The sequence below is a fragment of the Mesorhizobium sp. AR10 genome (assembly GCF_024746795.1).
Taxonomy (GTDB): domain Bacteria; phylum Pseudomonadota; class Alphaproteobacteria; order Rhizobiales; family Rhizobiaceae; genus Mesorhizobium.
The window spans coordinates 2,379,035-2,396,582 of sequence record NZ_CP080524.1; the positions used below are offsets into that span (position 1 = coordinate 2,379,035).

The 17,548-nt window shown below is 63.6% G+C and carries 17 protein-coding genes; all 17 read right to left on the reverse strand.

Annotated elements, in window-relative coordinates; all coding sequences use genetic code 11:
* Window position 1: 1 nt before the first annotated feature.
* Window positions 2-1,456, reverse strand: coding sequence for a flagellar hook-associated protein FlgK (gene flgK, locus LHFGNBLO_RS15085; protein ID WP_258608592.1), 1,455 nt, complete (start codon window positions 1,454-1,456; stop codon window positions 2-4).
* Window positions 1,457-1,486: 30 nt separating this feature from the next.
* The gene (locus tag LHFGNBLO_RS15090; RefSeq protein WP_258608593.1) at window positions 1,487-2,743 is read right to left on the reverse strand and encodes a flagellar hook protein FlgE; all 1,257 of its coding nucleotides are present in this window, start codon (window positions 2,741-2,743) and stop codon (window positions 1,487-1,489) included.
* Between the two features lie 79 nt (window positions 2,744-2,822).
* Complete coding sequence (locus LHFGNBLO_RS15095; RefSeq protein ID WP_258608594.1) at window positions 2,823-3,491, reverse strand: response regulator transcription factor; 669 nt, start codon at window positions 3,489-3,491, stop codon at window positions 2,823-2,825.
* Window positions 3,492-3,712: 221 nt separating this feature from the next.
* A complete protein-coding gene (locus tag LHFGNBLO_RS15100) occupies window positions 3,713-4,303 on the reverse strand; it encodes a transglycosylase SLT domain-containing protein (RefSeq protein WP_258608595.1) in 591 nt (196 codons plus the stop codon).
* Window positions 4,233-5,615 carry a flagellar hook-length control protein FliK gene (locus LHFGNBLO_RS15105; RefSeq protein WP_258608597.1) on the reverse strand — a complete coding sequence of 461 codons (1,383 nt, stop codon included), beginning with the start codon at window positions 5,613-5,615 and terminating at the stop codon, window positions 4,233-4,235. The genes LHFGNBLO_RS15100 and LHFGNBLO_RS15105 overlap by 71 nt, the downstream gene beginning before the upstream one ends.
* Window positions 5,612-6,994 carry a chemotaxis protein MotC gene (locus tag LHFGNBLO_RS15110; protein WP_258608598.1) on the reverse strand — a complete coding sequence of 461 codons (1,383 nt, stop codon included), beginning with the start codon at window positions 6,992-6,994 and terminating at the stop codon, window positions 5,612-5,614. Before LHFGNBLO_RS15110 ends, LHFGNBLO_RS15105 begins: the two co-directional genes overlap by 4 nt.
* Entirely contained in the window at window positions 6,991-8,364 is a 1,374-nt protein-coding gene (locus LHFGNBLO_RS15115; protein ID WP_258608600.1) for a MotB family protein, read from the reverse strand. The genes LHFGNBLO_RS15110 and LHFGNBLO_RS15115 overlap by 4 nt, the downstream gene beginning before the upstream one ends.
* On the reverse strand, window positions 8,361-8,987 hold the full coding sequence (locus LHFGNBLO_RS15120) for a hypothetical protein (protein WP_258608601.1): 627 nt from the start codon (window positions 8,985-8,987) through the stop codon (window positions 8,361-8,363). The genes LHFGNBLO_RS15115 and LHFGNBLO_RS15120 overlap by 4 nt, the downstream gene beginning before the upstream one ends.
* Before the next feature lie 3 nt (window positions 8,988-8,990).
* Window positions 8,991-10,643 (reverse strand): flagellar basal-body MS-ring/collar protein FliF, encoded by a 1,653-nt coding sequence (gene fliF, locus LHFGNBLO_RS15125; RefSeq protein ID WP_258608602.1) that lies wholly within the window; start codon window positions 10,641-10,643, stop codon window positions 8,991-8,993.
* 133 nt (window positions 10,644-10,776) lie between these two features.
* Window positions 10,777-11,775: a flagellin gene (locus LHFGNBLO_RS15130; protein ID WP_258608603.1), complete on the reverse strand. Its 999-nt coding sequence runs from the start codon at window positions 11,773-11,775 to the stop codon at window positions 10,777-10,779.
* A gap of 265 nt (window positions 11,776-12,040) precedes the next feature.
* Window positions 12,041-13,033: a flagellin gene (locus LHFGNBLO_RS15135; RefSeq protein WP_258608604.1), complete on the reverse strand. Its 993-nt coding sequence runs from the start codon at window positions 13,031-13,033 to the stop codon at window positions 12,041-12,043.
* A gap of 212 nt (window positions 13,034-13,245) precedes the next feature.
* A complete protein-coding gene (fliP, locus tag LHFGNBLO_RS15140) occupies window positions 13,246-13,977 on the reverse strand; it encodes a flagellar type III secretion system pore protein FliP (protein ID WP_258608606.1) in 732 nt (243 codons plus the stop codon).
* Window positions 13,974-14,474 (reverse strand): flagellar basal body-associated protein FliL, encoded by a 501-nt coding sequence (gene fliL / locus LHFGNBLO_RS15145; protein WP_258608607.1) that lies wholly within the window; start codon window positions 14,472-14,474, stop codon window positions 13,974-13,976. Before fliL ends, fliP begins: the two co-directional genes overlap by 4 nt.
* Window positions 14,475-14,491: 17 nt before the next feature.
* A complete protein-coding gene (gene flgH / locus LHFGNBLO_RS15150; RefSeq protein WP_258608611.1) occupies window positions 14,492-15,196 on the reverse strand; it encodes a flagellar basal body L-ring protein FlgH in 705 nt (234 codons plus the stop codon).
* Complete coding sequence (locus LHFGNBLO_RS15155) at window positions 15,193-15,771, reverse strand: MotE family protein (protein WP_258608612.1); 579 nt, start codon at window positions 15,769-15,771, stop codon at window positions 15,193-15,195. Before LHFGNBLO_RS15155 ends, flgH begins: the two co-directional genes overlap by 4 nt.
* 9 nt (window positions 15,772-15,780) lie before the next feature.
* On the reverse strand, window positions 15,781-17,022 hold the full coding sequence (locus LHFGNBLO_RS15160; RefSeq protein ID WP_258608613.1) for a flagellar basal body P-ring protein FlgI: 1,242 nt from the start codon (window positions 17,020-17,022) through the stop codon (window positions 15,781-15,783).
* Window positions 17,019-17,543 (reverse strand): flagellar basal body P-ring formation chaperone FlgA, encoded by a 525-nt coding sequence (gene flgA / locus LHFGNBLO_RS15165; RefSeq protein WP_258609741.1) that lies wholly within the window; start codon window positions 17,541-17,543, stop codon window positions 17,019-17,021. The genes LHFGNBLO_RS15160 and flgA overlap by 4 nt, the downstream gene beginning before the upstream one ends.
* Window positions 17,544-17,548 lie beyond the last annotated feature (5 nt).

Consider the following 17,548-nt stretch of genomic DNA (forward strand, 5'->3'; position numbering starts at 1 on the left):
ATTATCCCACGGCATTGAACAGAGCCGCCAGCATCTCGTCGACGGTTTTCATCATGCGGGCCGAGGCCTGGTAGGTGTGTTCGAGGTCGAGCAGCAGCGACATTTCCTGATCGACATTGACGCCGGTGTCGTTGGACAGCGCCTCGGCCGTGCGCGTGGCCAGCGCTTCCTTGGTGTCGGCGTTGGTCGAAGCCTGCTGGCGCACGCCTTCGAACCAGCCAATGGCATTGGCGGCGTAGTCGGCGACGCTGGATGCGGTGGTGATGCCGGCGGAAACATCGAAGGCTATCGGCTGGTCGAGCTTGTCGCCATAGCCGATCAAAAGGTCTGCGTAGGACGCGCCGCCGCCGGTGTTGGCGACATAGGCGGCACCATTGGCGCCGCCGTCGCGCAGCAGCGCCGGATTGCCGCCAACGCTCGGATCCATCGCTGCGTTGATGCTGATCGAGCCGGCAAGGCCGTTGACCAGCGTGCCAGCCGGCGGCACGGCGGGCGCGCCGGACCAGGTGAACAGGCCGGCTGCATTGGGCAGTGCCGGCGCGGTCTCGGCAAAGGCGGTGATCAGCCCGCGCGCGGTCTCGTCGAGCTGGCTTTGCATGGTTGCAGCGACGCCGTCACGCAATGTGATCAGGCCGGCGAGCTTGCCGTCGGCGGCGGCGTTGCCGCCAGCGCCTGCGGAGACCGGCACATTGTCGATGTAGATGGTGTTGCCGGCAACGCCGGCTGTGTAGCCGGGCGATGGCGTAAAGCTCACCGAGCGCGGCACCGTTTCGAACAGCGTCGTGCCGTCCTTGGTGGTGATGACCATGTCGTTGTCGCCGCGCGTGAAGGTCGAGACGGGGACGTATTCCGAGATCTTCTTCAGCAGCGCGTCACGCTGGTCGAGCGCATCGGACACATCGCTGCCGGACCGCGTTCCGGAGATGATGGCCTTGTTGGCATCCTGGAACTGGCTGAGCAGCGAGTTGAGATCATCGACCGCCGTGGCGATCTGGCCGTCGGTCTGGGTGCGGAAATCCTGGATCGCCTTGGTGCCGTCGTTCAGCGAGCGCGTGACCTGCTTGGCGGCATCGACGACACTGGCGCCGAGGTTCTGGTTGGACGGCGAGGTGGCATAGAGCTGCAACGCCTGCTGCAGATTGCCGATCGCGGTCGAAGGAGAGGAGGCGTTGTCGACGCCGTTTACGGAAAGCCCCAGCCGATCCATGCCGCTGTAAAGCGTGCTCTGGCCGCTCCATGCCGAGAGTGCGCTGAGGTTCTGGCGGAAGAGTAGGGCATTGGTGGAGCGCTGAATCTCCACCGAGCGCGCGCCGGGCGCCGTGCTGGTGACGACGGCCGTGCGGCGGGCGTAGTCCGGATTGGAGGCATCGGCAACGTTGCGGGAAACGATGCTGGTCTGCTTCGACGTGGTCAGAAGCGCCGACTGGGCGATACTCAATGCGGAGGTCAGCGACATGCGGGTCTTTCACGGGCTGGTGCCCGTCGTTTATCTCTTCAGGTTGACAAGGACATCCATGAGGTCGGAACCGGTCTGGAATACTTTCGAATTGGCGGTGTAGCTGCGCTGCGCCGCAATCATGTTGGTCAATTCCTCGGCGATATCGACGTTGGAATTTTCCAGTGCGCCGGAGACGACGCTGCCGAGCTTGCCCTCATTGGCAAAGCCGATGCGCACGGCGCCGGAGTCCGAACTTTGCGAATAGACGTTGCCCGGCAATGCGGTGAGGCGGTCAGGGCTCTGAACATCGGCCAGCGGAATCTTGTAGAGCGGCTTGGTGGAGCCGTCCTCGTACTGCGCGTAGATGATGCCGTCCTGGCCGATCTGGATCTTCTCGATGGTGCTTGGCGCGTTGCCGTTGACCTCAGCGTCGGAAACGGTGAAGCCGGTGCCGAGCTGGGTGAGCTTGGACAGGTCGAGATTGAGGCTGGCGCCGTTCGGCACCGTCAGTGAAACGCTGTCGACGGCGCCGGTGATCTTGCCGGTCGTGGTGTCGAAGGTCAGGTTGGCCGATCCGAGGGCGCCGCCCGTATAGGGGAACGACGTGCCGGCGGTGGCCTGGGACTGATCGAAGACCGCGACCTGCCAGGTGCCGGCGCCGGTGTTGGTGAAATAGACGTCGAGCAGCACCTTGTTGCCTAGATTGTCATAGGCGACGAGCGAGGATTTCGAGGTGTATTGAGCCGTGGCACTGTTGGTCGTGGGCAGGCTGCCTGCAGCGACTGGGGTCGCGCCGGCGGGCAGGTTGCCGTTGAAGTTGCCCTCGGTGCTGGGGGTCGCGGTCATTTCCTGGTCGGATATCTGGACGGGCTCAAGTCCCTCGAAGCCGTTGGCCGTGGCGGCCGGCGTGCCGTTGGCGTAGCTGTATGCCATCAACTGGTAGCCACCGGCATTGACCAGCCTGCCCTGGGCGTCGGGAACGAAGGCGCCGGCGCGGGTGAGAAAAGGCGTTCCACTCGGATCCTGGACGACAAAGAAGCCATCGCCATTGACCGCCAGGTCGGAAACCGAGGTGGTGTACTGGAGCACGCCCTGCGTCCCGATCGCCGAGCGGATCGTCGTGGTGACGCCCCCGGAATTGTAGGCGCCGCCGACGGTTGGCATGACCAGTGTCGAAAATTCGGCTGAGGATCGCTTGTAACCCGTGGTGTCGGAGTTGGCGATGTTGTCGGCCACGGCGGACAGGCGGTTTGCCTGTGCGTTCATGCCGGAAACGCCGGTCCGCATCATTCCGTAGAGGCTCATCGAAACGTCTCCTCAAAGCTCATGTCACTGGCCGTGAGGGTACGCTTTCTGTCTTGCGCGAAGCTGGCGGAGGTCGGCATCAATAGACGAGCCGGTAGCCGAGGAAGCGCTTGGAATCAATCGGATCGTGGCCGAGCCTCTCGCGCAGCTTCTTGCGCAGTTTGCTGATGTGGCTCTCGACGACGTTTTCCTCGACCTCTTCGTCGAAGATGCCATAGATGGCATTGAAGACCTGGGTCTTGGTGACGCGGCGTCCGCGATTGCTGGCCAGATATTCGAGGATGCGGCGCTCGCGACGCGGCAGAGGCAGTGGCTGGCCGTCGATCTCTGGATCGCGGCCGTCCATGAAAATGCGCATGGCGCCGATCTCGGTATACGCCACGTCTTCATGGGCACGGCGACGGATGGCGGTGATGCGGGCCAGGATCTCGCGGATGTGAACCGGCTTGCGAATGACATCGTCGACGCCGCTCTCGAACAGCCGAAGCGTATTCTCCAGAGAGTGTTGTTCGCTGAGCGCGATGACCGGTGCGCCGGTTCGGTCGCGGATCTGGCGAGGCGAGATGGCGCCTTCCCGGCAGTCGCCGATGAGGAAGGCTCTGACCGACCTGAGATCGGTGTCAGCCGCCGAGGTCACCCACTCGCCGAACTCGCCGGGCGCGAAGCCTGCACAGGCGACGCCCTCACGATCGAAAAGTGAATTGTATCCCTCAGTTACGAGCTCTCGCTCGTCAACGATTACAATCATCGGCCCGCCCTCCGAATCAGCTCATTTGCCCCGTGGGAAGAGCCGTAACCGGTGGCGAGAATCCTGAACAACCGTCATTTCTTGTAGCTATTTTCTTGGGAGTTTTTTTGAGAACCGAAATAACAGCGGTTGCGCATATGTGTCGACGACCGCATGCGCAGATGACATCTCGGGCGCTGACAGGGTCGTGCAGGGTTAGTTGCCGGCAAACGCTAGGACACCTATGGGTTGCAGAAAGCCCGAGCGTTCGAAGTCCATTTACCGAAGCCGGTGGCGACCATGTTGGCGATGACGCGGCAGACATAGATCTTCTGTGCGGGATCGTTGTCGGGACCGGCATGGTAGCGGGCGACGGCCATCGACCAGGTCATATGACGGGCATGCAGACTGGCCAGGAACCGGGCCGCGTAGTCGACATTCTGACGCGGATCGAGCATATCGCCTACGCTGCGGAAATGTGAGGCATGGTAATGGTGGTTGATTTGCATGCAGCCGAGATCGATCAGCGTCTTGCCCTCGCGTCGGGCAGTCTCGAACGTCGCCAAGGCTTCGTTTCTACTTCTTGGAAAGACAGATTTTCCCTGTATATTCAATGCGTTTGGCTGGAGGCTTCCTTTGTTGCCGGTCTCGGTCAGCCCGACGGCATAGAGGATACCGGCAGGCACGCCGTAGCGATCGGCGGCGCGCAGGATCTCCGGTTCGCAAGGGTTGGTGGCGGCGCTCACAGCGCCGACGGCCAGGCTAGATAAACATATCGTCGCCAGCGCGGTCGCGAGCGGGTGAAGCCGGGCGGCCAAACTCTTGTGCGTCATTGCTGTGGTTCCTTCCCGGTTGCTGTCCGCCGGAACCGGCATTGTTGCCACTTGAATTCCCGGGCTGAAAGGACGGCTGGTCGCGACCCGTCGACATCGGCAGGGAGCTACCTGCATCGGCACGGGTCGGGGCAGGGACTGCTATCGAGGGTTGCAGGATGGTGACCTTGTCGACGTCGAAGCCGAGGCCGCGCAGCGACTTGACGATGGCCTCGCTGTCGGTGGTGAGACGGCGGTAGGCCTCATGGGTTTCGGGCTTCAATTCAATCGAAAGCTGTTCCCCGGCAAGCCGCAGGCTGGCCGTGACCATGCCGAGTTCGGCCGGATGAAGCTCGATCTTCAATATGTGTGTCGGAACGGCAACAGCGCTGGCCGTTTGAGAGGCCGCAGAGGGCGTCGAAGCAGCCTGCCTCAAGCCGTCCGAGGCGATCGCGTCAATCACGGCGGATGTGGTCTGGCTCATCGAGTTGTGAGACGGCGCAGGGAAACTCTGTTCGGTGACGATTTCGATGCGCCCGGCGGACGCCTGCTTTCCGGATTCGGACCGCATGGCAGCCTGGACGGCTTCAAGGCCCTTCATCGCCGACGCCGATCGCTTGCCTTCCGGCGCTGGAATATCGGCTGCCGGCTGATCCTTCAGCAGGTGCGAGGCCAGATCATCCTGATGCACGGTCTCTTTGGAGACAGGCTCGATCTCGACGGCCTGTCGCGTCTGGTTCTGCCCTGAAAGGGCTGCAGCAGCCAAGGCGCGTTCGGATCGCGACAAGGCCCCGAGGGCGTCGGCATCCGCGCTGGATGCCGAGCGGTACTTTTTCGAGGGTGAAGGCGGCTGTTCCGTAGAGCGAGGCTGGCCGTTGAGCGCGGGATCCGATGCTTGTTCGTCCGTGACGGTGTTGCCTCCGTCCGACTTGGCCGATGCCGAGAAATGGCGCATGTCGTGCAATGCGATCAGCAATGGCAAATGATCGTGAAGCGATGCTGCCTTTGCACTTTGCCCGGTCTCCTCGGCATCGACAGATGTCTTGTCCGAACCGGTATCCGCATCGTCCCTCGCGGTTTTTCCGGTGGGCAGTTTCGGCGAAGCCACCTGGCCAGCGTCAGGCTCTCCCTTGCCAAAGCTGGCGGAGGCGCGCTTGGGCCATCGCGGGTCACGCAGGCCGGCTTCCTTTGCCTGCGGGCTTTCCGATCCGGACGGGCTCTCGGCGCTACGCACCATGTCGTCGAAACTTGTCTCCTCGCTCTTTCCGTTCTGCGTCGACGGCGCGCGCGTGGGAGCAAATCCCGGAAGGGCCTGGCCAACACTGGTGGTCATTTCGGGGCTGCTCCAAGCATCTGGTCGATCATATCGAGCTGGCGGCGCGCCTTGATCATGGCCGCGTCGGTGGGGTCGGTCGGGTCGAGACCGGCAATGGGCGCGGGCGCCGACACGGGCACGACAGAAGCCGCATCGGCAGTGGCAGCGGCCGGCATGTCCGGCGCGGAAGCGGCAGGCGCATCGGCGGAGCGCTCGCTGGATGCACTGGCCGCCGGCTGCTCGGACATCACGCCTTCAACTGGCGGCAGGCCGGTTTCATCGGGTTTTTCCGCGGTGGCGGCCTCGGGCGCCGGCTCCTGTTTGACGACGGGAGGGGCGGGCTTTTCGACGGGAAGCGCTGCCGGCGGTGCGATCACTTCGCTGGCGATGGCCTGCGCGGCATCGAGCAAGTCGCGGTCGCCCTGCGAAAGCCTGCTGCGGTCGATCTTGCCCAGCTTCGCGCGCACGTCGTCGATGGTGCTGGACGTCACCGTTGAAAGGCTGGAATAGAGCAAGGCACGCGGATCGTCCTCGTTGTGGATGCCGTCCCGGCCTTGTTCGGCCTTGGTCGAGGCAAAGGCGGAAAGGTCGGTCAGCCCGTCGATTGCGGCGCGGCGCGCAATGCGCAGATAGATGACCTTTTCGCGCTCGGGATCCATCATCGAGGTGATGTCGGCGAGCTTGTCGACACTGATTGCCATATGCAAGGCAATGACTCCGGAGACGAAGGAGTCCGCGAACTGGCTGGCATAGGGCGAATAGAGATAGCGCTCGACATATTGGGTGGAGGCGAGCGCGAAGCGCGCCGCGTCCCCTTGCGCGGCGGCAATGCCGACTGAACGGCGCAATGCCGCTTCCTCGACCAGCGTGCCGGGGCTGAGCAGGCGGGCATCGTCGAGCAGCTCGAGCGCCGTGGCCGGTTCCTCGGTGGTGAGCAGCGAGCCCTTGACCAGGGCCAGGAAGGCCCCGAGGTCGCTTGGCAGCGTCATCGGATCGATCGGCTTCAGCGTCTCTATCGCTTCGGCCGGCCGGCCGCTCAGATAGCTGATGATGCCCTTGGCGATGGCAAGGCTTTGCGGATCGGTCTCGGCGCGCGATGCCGCCGCCGCGACTGTGACGGGGTTGCCGCCGCTCATGCCATAGACAAGCAAGGCGCGAAAATTCTTTGGATCCTTGAAATCTTCGGCGTCTGCCGCGCGGAGCCGCTTGTCGGTCATTTCGAGCAGCTTGGCCTGCATTGGCAGCGCGGCATGATCGCCGGAGGCGATGCTGTCCTGGACCAGCTGCAGCGAGCGGACCAGCTGGTAGGGCTGCAAGGCGTCCTGCGCGAAGGCCGCCGGCCCGGTGGTCAGCAACAACAGGCCGATCGCGCGGCCGATGATGGCGGTGGGTCTCATCCGTCGGTCGACATCAGGATTTCGATGCGGCGGTTTGCGGCCGACATGGGGTTGGCTGCATCCTTCGGCCGGCGATCGGCGAAGCCTGCGACCTCGGTGATACGGCGCTCGTCGACGCCGCCGCGGACAAGCATATAGTAGGCGGAATGGGCACGGGCGGTGGACAGCCGCCAGTTGTCGTAGGTGTCGCTGCGGAACGGTCGCGCGTCGGTATGGCCGTTGATGCTGATGGTGCCCTTCTGGCTGTTGACGATGCGGCCGATCTTTTCCATTGCCAGCACCAGTTCGCGGCGCGGCAGCGCCGACCCGATCTCGAACATGCCGAAATCGAGCTGGTCGGTGATGGAGATGACGACACCCTTGTCGGTGGCCTCGACCGAAACGCCATCATGCAGCTTGTCGCCGGGCTTGAAGGCAGCAGCCAATTGCTGCTTGACCTCAGCCGCGGCCTTGACGGCGGCGGCACTCGGCGCCTTTTCCCCGGCGTCGGACTTGGCTGCTTCTTCCGCCTTTGCACCTTCGGCCTTTGCAGCTTCGACCTTTGCGATCTCGGCCTTTGCGGCTTGGGCTTCTGCGGCTTCGGCTTTTATTGCCGCTGAGGCCGTCTTCGATGCCGCCTTGTCCGGCACGGATTCCGCCGGCGTTTGGAGTGGTGCTGCCGTCACCGGCGGTGCTGGCGGCACGGCCTTCACCTCAGGAACTTGCGACTGAGCGACCTTGTCGCCCGGCTTGACCGGTTCACCTTCGATTTTGGTGCGTTCGGCACTTGCCTCGGCGCCAGGGGCTGCCATCTGCTGCGACCAGAAGTCCGGTGCGAAGGGATCGCGATAGGATTCGCCGCCCGACGCGCCGTTGGCCGGCCCGGCATTCTGCGCGCCGCCATCGCCCTTCTCGCTGACGTTCTGCATGACGCCGGTGTCGGTGGCGATCTCTGAAAGAACCGCATAGGGATCGGCAAAAAGATGCTGGTCGGACAAATCCGTTTTCGGCGCCGACTGGTTCGACTGCTGCTTGTCCGCGGAGCCCGCTGCGCCGGCAGCGTCCTGTCCGGACTTGCTGGTCTTGTCATGCAGGTCGTCGGCCGTGGGCGCAACCTTGCTCGGGCCGTCGCCGAGATCTTCCAGGCCCTTGCGGCTCGCATTGCGATCGACCAGCTTGACCGGATTGAAGTAGCTGGCGACGGCTGCCTTGGTCTGCTCGTTGGCAGCGTTGATCAACCACATGACGAGGAAGAAGCACATCATGGCGGTCATGAAATCGGCGAAGGCGATTTTCCAGACACCGCCATGGTGACCTTCGTCGTGGTCGTCATGGCTGCGCCGGACGATGATGATCTCGTGCCTGGCTTCTGCGGCGTCGGCAATGCTCATGACAGGGCCTCTGACAGGGCAGCCGACCATTCGGCGATGCGCGTCTCGAACACGGCCTCGTCGATGGCGACAGTGAGGTCGAAGCCGGGCACTTCGACGAAGTCGAGATTGGCGGCGCGGGGACCGAGCGCGGTCTTCAGGGTTTCGAACAGCGACAGCGGCCCGCGAACGCCTATGCGCACCGCTTCGGTGTCACCGACGGCTTCGCGGATGGTGCGGGCAAGAGCGTCAAGCGAGCGTTTCTGCAAATCGTCGCTGACGATGCCGCCGATGATGCGGGCAACGGTGGCGCTGACAAGTTCGGTTACCTGCGCCTCCATGGCGTCGACGCGCGCGGCGACGGCTCTGCCGACATCGCCGCCGAAGCTCTCGAGAAAGGCCTTCGCCTCGTCGGCGTTGGCCTGGCGCTCCGCCTCGAGCGCCGCTTCATGGGCAATCGCAAGGCGCGCCTCGAGGGCGGCTTCGGCATCGGCAATCGCTTCGGCGATCAGCGCACCGATATCGGCCTGCGGTGTGGGTGCATCCGGCTTGCGCTGGGGCTCGGTTGCGGCCTGAGGCTGGCCGATGCGCTGGGCGCGCGTGCCGAAATCCGGCAGGAGGTCGAAAAGCGCTGCTGACGGCATGGTCTATCCCGCGACTTCCTGGGCAGCCCATTTGCGCAGGATCTGCGCGGTGCGCTCCTCATTGATGTCGACCATGCGAGCGAGACGCTCCTGCGGTGCGGGCCTGATCTTCTGGCGCAGATCGTCAAGCGGGGTGGGGCCCGGCCGAGCGCCGGGCAAGGCGCCGACGGGAGCGGCAGATGCTTCGGAAGCGGCGCTGGCTTCGGGCGTCGGCAACGAGCGTTGGACGTCGTCGAAGCTCGGGCCGGCAAGGGCGGGGGTGGCCTGCGCCGTCAGCGCGGCCGCCATCGGCTTGAGACCGAAGAAGGCCACCAGGAACACCACGACGATGAACGCCCCTGCATTGATGAGGGTGCCGACATGTGTTCCGATCGAAGCGAGCATGCCCGGCTGCTCGATCGGCTCGCCGTCCAGTCCGTCGATGAACTCGACCGCCGAGACATCGATGACGTCGCCGCGCTTTTCGTCAAGGCCGGTGGCCGACGCCACCATCTTCTGGATGTCGGCGACGCGCTTGGCAATCTGCTCCGGCGTGGCGTCCTTGCCGAGGATGGTCAGCAGGCGCTGCTGGTTGACGACGACGGCGATCGACATCTTGGTGACGGAATAGCCGTTGGAGACGGTAGCGATCTTCTTCGAATTGATCTCGTAGTTGGTGATCTCCTCCTTGCGGTCGTTCTGGGAGGAGGATTGCGGACCGTCGGTGCTGGTGGTCTGGGTCTCGGGCAGGTTCTGCTCGACGCTGGCCGGCGTCGACGCCTGCTTCTGGTTGTTGTTCTCGTTGGCGCGCACCGACTGCACCGACCGCTCGACGCGGGACTCCGGATCGAAGATCGTCTCTTCGGTCTGGCGGGTGTCGGTGTTGACGTCGGCCTTGACGCTGGCGCGGAAATTGTCGGGGCCGAGGTAGGGGGTCAAGGCGCGGCGGATGTTGTCGCCGATCTGCGCCTCGACGGTCTGCTCGACGCCGAGCGTGCGGGCGGCGCTGGTGTTGGAAGGGTCGTCGCCGGCAGCCAGGAGATTGCCGTTGGAATCGAGCACGGTGACCTTGTCGGCCGCAAGGCCGGGAACGGCGGCGGCGACGAGATGGCGGATCGACATGGCGCTCTTTTCGGCGTCGATGCCGGAATAGCGGATGACGACCGAGGCGGAGGGTTGCTGTTCGTCGCGGCGAAAATTGGCGCGTTCGGACATGACGATGTGGACACGCGCCGCCTTGATGCCGGCGATCGACTGGATGGTGCGGGCGATCTCGCCTTCGAGCGCGCGTACTCGGGTGATCTGCTGCATGAAGGATGTCAGGCCAAGCGAGCCGACATTGTCGAACAGTTCATAGCCGGCATTGGCGCTGGTCGGCAGGCCCTTTTCGGCGAGCAGCATGCGTGCCTGCGCAGTGGTGCCGGCCGCCACCAGCACGGTGGTTCCGTCGGAGCCAACGTCGAAGCCGATGCCGGCCTCGCCGAGCACGAGGCCGATCTGGTTCACGTCGGAGCGTTCAAGCCCGACATAGAGCGTGTCGTAGGCCGGGCGGTTGAGATAGACCGAGGCGATGCCGATGACGGCCATCACCAACACGGCGATGCCAGCCAGCATAGCGAGGCGCTTGACGCCAAATCCCTGGAGATTTGAAATGATGCTCTGGATCTGTTCCGGCACGATTCAATCGCTCCCAGCATGACTTTCCGCAGGAACACTAGACCGCGAAGCTTGTGCGAAGATGATAGGCACAAACGAAAAGGCCGCGCTCGAGGCGCGGCCTTTCGACGAAATCGGAAGATCAGCCGGTATGCTAGCTCTTGAACAGGGCAAGCACCTGCTGGGCATTGGCATTGGCGATGGAGAGCGCCTGGATGCCGAGCTGCTGCTGGACCTGCAGTGCCTGCAGCCGGGTCGATTCCTTGTTCATGTCGGCGTCGACGAGTTGGCCGACACCGCGGTCGATGGAGTCCATCAGGCTCTGGGTGAACGTCTTCTGCAGATCGATCTGCTTCTTGTCGGAGCCGAGCACCGTGGCGGCGTCGGTCATCTCGCCAAGGGCCGTGTCGACGACCTTCAGCATCTGGGCGATCTGGGCGTCGCTGTAGCCTTTGACCGAAAGCGTGGAGATTGCGTAGCCATCGGTCGCGGCAATGGCGGCGTTGGCAGCCGGCGTGACCGCGGTGTTGTCGCGCAGACCGGTGGTGCCCAGCCGGACGCCTTCCAGGATTCCCTTGGTGGTGTTGGTCGTGGCCGCCGCATCGTAGAGCTTGATCGTGTCGACCTTGATATCGATCGTCGCCAGGGTGACTGTGCCGGCCGCGTTGCGATTGAAGGCGGAGACGATCTTGCCGTCAATAGCGACGCCGGCCGATGGGCTGCCTGAAGCGACGGTGGAATTGACCGAGAGGTAGTTGGAGCCCGAGAAGGTGGCGCCATCGGCATAGCTCTTGAGCTGGGCCTGCAGCGACTTGAGCTCGACATCGATCTTGCTCTTGTCGGAGTCCGAGGCGCCGGTGGCGGCAACGATCTTGACCTTGATGGCATTGATCGTCTCGATCGCCTTGTTCATCGCCGTGTAGGCGGTGTCGACCTTCGAGGCGCCGAGACCGAGCGCATCCTGCACGGTCGACAGCGCCTGGTTATCGGAACGCATCGTTGTGGCGATCGACCAGTAGGCGGCATTGTCGGCGGCTTCGGAGACGCGGTAGCCGGTCGAGATGCGGGCTTGTGTCTGCTCGAGCGACTTGTTGGTAGCGTTGAGGCTCTGAAGCGCGGTCAACGCCGAAGCGTTCGTCATGATGCTGGCCAAGATACACCCCTCTCAATGCTGGCATGCCTCGCACATGCCCGGTCAACCTGTTCGACGGTGGCGTCATGCCAATCGACCAACTGGTCTGTCCGTCATAAGCGAATGGTTAACCATGAGTAGCGCGATATGGTTAATGCCTTCTTAAAAGCAGCGCCTGGTGAAAGGGAAGCGGTAATGTTTGCGGGTCGTCGGTCTGCACAAAAGAAATCGGGCCGCGCTGGTGGCGCGGCCCGATGTTGAAATGATCGCGTTAAGGCGTAGGCGATTAGCCGCGGAAGAGCGACAGGATCGTCTGCGTCGAGCTGTTGGCGATCGACAGCGCCTGGATGCCGAGCTGCTGCTGGACCTGCAGCGCCTGGAGGCGGGTCGATTCCTTGTTCATGTCGGCGTCGACGAGCTGGCCGACACCGCGATCGATGGAGTCCATCAGGCTCGAGGTGAAGGTCTTCTGGCCGTCGATGCGGGTCTTGGACGCGCCGAGGTTGGTCGCGGCGGTCGTCATTTCCTTGAGAGCGGCTTCGACAACGCCCAACTGCTTGGTGATCTGGGCGTCGCTGAAGCCCTTCACCGAGAGCGTCGACACCGTATACGTATCGGTCGCGGCGTCAGTGCCGGCGACCGCGGCAGAAGCCGCCGCCTGACGGGCACCGGTGGTGCCCAGGCGGGTCGCGTCAAGGATGCCGTCGTTCAGGCCGGTGGCGGTGGCGAAGGCGTCGTACAGCTTGATGTCCTGAACCTTGATGTCGATGGTGCCGAGCGAGACCGTGCCGGCCGCGTTGCGGTTGAAGGACGACACGATCTTGACGTCGTCGAAAGTGCCTGCGGCGGTGTGGCCAGTGGTTGTATCGACCGAGAGCCAGTTGGCGCCGGAGAAGGTTGCGGAGTCAGCGTAGCTCTTCATCTGACCTTGCAACGCCTTGATTTCGATGTCGATCTTTTCCTTGTCGGCAGCCGATGCACCATTGGCGGCGACCAGCTTGACCTTGATCGCATTGACGGTGTCGATGGCCTTGTTCATGCCGGTGTAGGCGGTGTCGACCTTCGAGGCGCCGAGGCCGAGGGCGTCCGAAACGGTGGACAGCGCCTGGTTGTCGGAGCGCATCGTGGTGGCGATCGACCAGTAAGCGGCGTTGTCCGAAGCGTCGGCAACGCGGTAGCCCGTCGAGATACGCGACTGGGTTGCTTCGAGGGATTTGTTGGTGGCGTTGAGGCTCTGCAGAGCGGTAAGCGCAGAGGTGTTGGTCATGATACTGGACATGGCTACTCGTACCTTATTTTTACACGTGTTTTTTTGACATACCGGCTTTTCCGGTATGACGGTGCGGCATCATGCCAATGATCGCTGAGACCCGATCACCCGCCATCTGCGAGCAATATGCGGGCAAGTCCCTACCAAAGGGCTAAACGGGACGGTTAATCGAAAATATATTGGCTAAAACTTGAGCTAAACACCGCAAGGGCGGCTTCCGTTCAGTTGAACGATCGCACCAGACTGCCGACCAAAAGGTTCCAGCCGTCGATCAGGACAAAGAACAGGATCTTGAACGGCAACGAGACGACGGTCGGCGGCAGCATCATCATACCCATCGCCATGGTGATGGTAGCGACGATCAGATCGATGACGAGGAAAGGCAGCACGATCAGGAAGCCGATTTCGAAGCCGCGTCGGATCTCCGAGATCATGAAGGCGGGCACCAGGATGCGCAGGTCGACAGTCTCGCGCGAGACGGTCTGGCCCCGCTCGCGGGCGAGGTCGGCGAACAGGTCGAAATCCTTGTCGCGCACATTGCGCACCATGAAGGTGCGAAACGGGTCCGAAATCTTGTCGAAAGCCTCGGTCTGGCTGATCTGGTTGTCCATCAGTGGTTTGACGCCGGTGTTCCACGCCTGGTCGAAGGTCGGCGCCATCACGTAGAAGGTCATGAACAGCGACAGCGAGATGAGGATCAGGTTGGCCGGTGTCGATTGCAGGCCGATGCCGGCGCGCAGGATGGAGAGGGCGATGACGAAGCGGGTGAAACTCGTCACCATGATGAGCAGACCCGGCGCCACCGAAAGCACGGTGAGCAGACCGAACATCTGGATGATGTAGCCGACCGTCGTACCGTCGGCCCTGCCGATGCCGCCAAGATCCAGTTGCTGGGCGCCGGCGACAGATGTGGCGGCGATGACGAGCGCCGAGGCGACGAGGAGCTTTCTCATTCTACGAGCAACGTCCTGATGAGAACCTGTTTGGCGTGGCCGCCGCTGCGGATTGCGGCGCGCTCCTCAATGTCGGCTTTCAAATGCTGGTAGCCGCTGGCGCCCTCGATCTGGTGCATCTTCAGCGTACGGATCAGGGCCAGCAGATCCTGGTGGATCTCCTCGGAAACCGTCGGCGGTTGGGGCGCATCATACAGAACCGATGCCTCCAGCCTGAGCCAGATACCGGCGGGCGACGCCAGGTTGGTGGTGATCGGCGCCAGCGCCACAAGCGTCGGTCCTGCACTCGGCTCGTGCGTGGCGGTGCTGTCGTGCTGCTCAACTGCGCCTTCGTTCTCTGGCGCGGCCGGCACCGATACAGGTCCTCCGGCTCCTTTCAGATAGCCGCCGGACACCCAGCCCATGCCGATCGCGGCGGCCGTCACCGCCAGAAGCATGGCCATCTGGATGACAAGGGAGGGGCCTTTTTTGGGCTGGACCTGTTCGACATTCGCCACGGCGCCGTTCTCCAGTCCTAGAAGGGGAGGACTTGATCGAGGATCTGCTGGCCGTATGCCGGCTGCTGTACCTCGCTGACGCGACCGCGGCCGCCATAGGAGATGCGGGCCTCGGCTATGCGTTCATAGGAGATCGTGTTCTCGGCGCCGATGTCGGACGGTCGCACCATGCCGGCGATGGTGAGCACCCGGAGCTCATAATTGACGCGCACTTCCTGCGAGCCCTTGATCAGCAAATTGCCATTGGGCAACACTTCGGTGACGACGGCGGCGACGTTGAGTTCCAGGTTTTCAGAGCGTTTGATCTCGCCGTCCGCGTTGGTCTCGGTGGTGGAGCTCAAGCCGGCGTCGCCCTTGCCGCTCGTGCTGGCACCTTCCCAACCGACATTGACGTCATAACCGAGCTTGCGCCCGGCGGTGCGGCTCCTGTCATTCTGGTTCTTGAAGTTGGCCTTGTCGTTGAGCTTGATCCTGACGGTCAGGATGTCGCCATCGCGCAGTGCACGCGGATCGGTGAAGAGACGGCTCTGGCGGTCGTCCCACAGCGAGAATTTTTTCACCGGCACCGGCGGTGCTTCGGGATAGCTGTAGGGGGCATTGGTGCTGCCCGTGATGCCGGAGCCGACCGGCGACAGCGCCGGCTCCCTGCCGACCTCCCTGAGATCGGTTCCGCAGCCGGACAGCGCGGCGACGCCGAGCAGGATGAGCGTTCTGCGGATCATGACGGATCTACCCTTCGGGCCGCGCTGGCCATGATGCCGGTGAGCGCTGCTGCCGACTTCTGGTCCATTTCGTTCAGAATGACGCCGGCCTTGCGCGCGTCGAGCTTCATCAGGATGGCGGCGGCGAGATCGACATTGACCATCGCTAGACGCTCGGCGGCGGCATCGGGTTTCATGCCGGCGTAGATCTTGACGACGCCGTCCTCGGCGCGCGCCAGGAAGACTTCGCGCCGTTTCAGCCATTGCTCGTATTCGGCGCGCTTGTCCTCCAACGCCTTTATGCGCTGGTCGATGCCGGCTTGCAGCTGCTTCATCTCCTCAGCCTGGAGGATATAGCGGCGGTCGCGGGCGGCGTCGGCAATGTTGGAGCAGAAGCGCTGGATTTCGCTTTCGTCCGGCGCCTTGTGGCGCGTCAGCTGCTGCGGTGCTGACGGCGGCGGCCCTTCCGGCAATACCTGTCGAACCGTCTCTTCCGTGCGAGCCGGGCTGCTGGCAACAAACATGACGGCCAGCGCGCAGGCCGCCAGGACTGCCCTGGCGTTGCTGTGGTGTTGTTCTTGGGAGAGATTGATCATCGGCACGGCCTATTGGAGAACCAGATCGGCCTGCAGGGCGCCGGCCGACTTGATGCCTTGCAGGATGGCAATGATGCCGTCTGGCTTGACGCCGAGACGGTTGAGGCCGGAGACAAGTGTCTCGAGGTCCGGTCCGTCAAGCACCGCGACACGGGCGTCGGGCTGGGTGGCCTCGATGGTGGTGAAGGGTTCGACCGCGGTCTCGCCTTTGGAGAATGGTTCCGGCTGGACGACTTTCGGCTGTTCGGTGATGCGCACGGTAAGCGTGCCGTGGCTGATGGCCACCCTCGAGATCTTGACCTCGTTGCCGATGACGATGGTGCCGGTGCGCTCGTCGATGACGACGCGAGCCGGTGTGTCCGACTCGACCACCAGATTCTCGATCTCGGCAAAGAAGCGCGCGGCCGAAACGTTTTTCGGTCTTCTGATCTGTACGGTGCGCGCATCGCGCTCGGCCGCCACGCGCATGCCGAAGCGCTGAGAGGTGTAGTCGTTGACGGCGTCGGCGATGCGAATGGCGGTCGAGAAATCCGGATTGCGCAGTTGCAAGGTCAGGGAAGCCTGGTCTTCGAACTCGGCCTGCACGGCCCGTTCGACGATAGCGCCGTTCGGCACCCGCCCGGCCGTCGGCACGCCTTGCGTCAGCTGCTCGGCCTGACCCTGGGCAGTGAAGCCCGAAACGATGACCGATCCCTGCCCCACGGCATAGATTTCGCCATCCGCCGCCTTCAGCGGCGTCATCACCAGCGTGCCGCCGGCGAGCGATGTGGCATCGCCCATCGAGGAGACATCGATGTCGATGCGGGCTCCCGACTGGACGTAGGGTGGCATGTTGGCGGTGACGATGACGGCGGCGACGTTCTTGGCGCGGGCGCTGCCGCCCTCGGTGGCAATGCCGAGATTTTCGAGCATGGCGCGGATCGACTGTTCGGTGAATGGCGAGTTGCGCAGGCTGTCGCCCGACCCCGCCAGTCCGATGACCAGACCGTAGCCGACGAGCTGGTTGTCGCGCGAGCTTTGCAGTTGCGCGATGTCCTTGATGCGCGCCGCGACCTGACCGGGCGGCAGCGAACTTGGCCCGTTCGATACCCTGAACATGCGGGTGGTGGTTGCCGGGTCGTATTCCGGGTCGTTGAACGCGCCGCCATTCCTGGCTGCGAGGTCGCGCTTGGCCTTGGGGGTAAGCCCGTCAGACAGCGCCGGCTGCACGCCGAGAACCGCCGCAAGCACAAGAGCAAGTCCGCGCATCATGAAGCGCTGACCCTGATGGAGCCGTCGGCCATCACCGTGCCCGAGAAAATCTTGCCGCTATCGATGTTGCGGACCTTGACGAGATCGCCGGCCGCACCCGGCTGCAGCGTCACCGCCGTGGCCGAAATGGTGAGGGAGCCGGCGATGAAAAAGACCTGTACGGCCGAACCCTGTTCGACCAGCCAGGCTTCGCGGATGGCGGCGACCGGGATGTAGCGGCCGGGCAGCAGCGTGCGCTTGGCGACCTTGCCGTCAAGTTCGTCGGCGCGCGTCGCCATGGCATCCGGCTTGTGCTTGCCTGGAATGAGCGTCACCTGCTTCAGCGCCGCCGGTTCGATCGTCTCGCCGGGATAGATGACCCGGTTCGGGATCAGCACGACTTCGCCGGTGGCTTGGTTGCTGGCGATCTGGTTGGCCGACTGGTTTGCGGTCTCCTGAGCGAAAGCCGGCATGCCGCCGGCCACCAACGCGAGGATCAGCGCGGCGCGGCGGAGTGCGGAGCAGTAGACCGGCATGAACATCATTC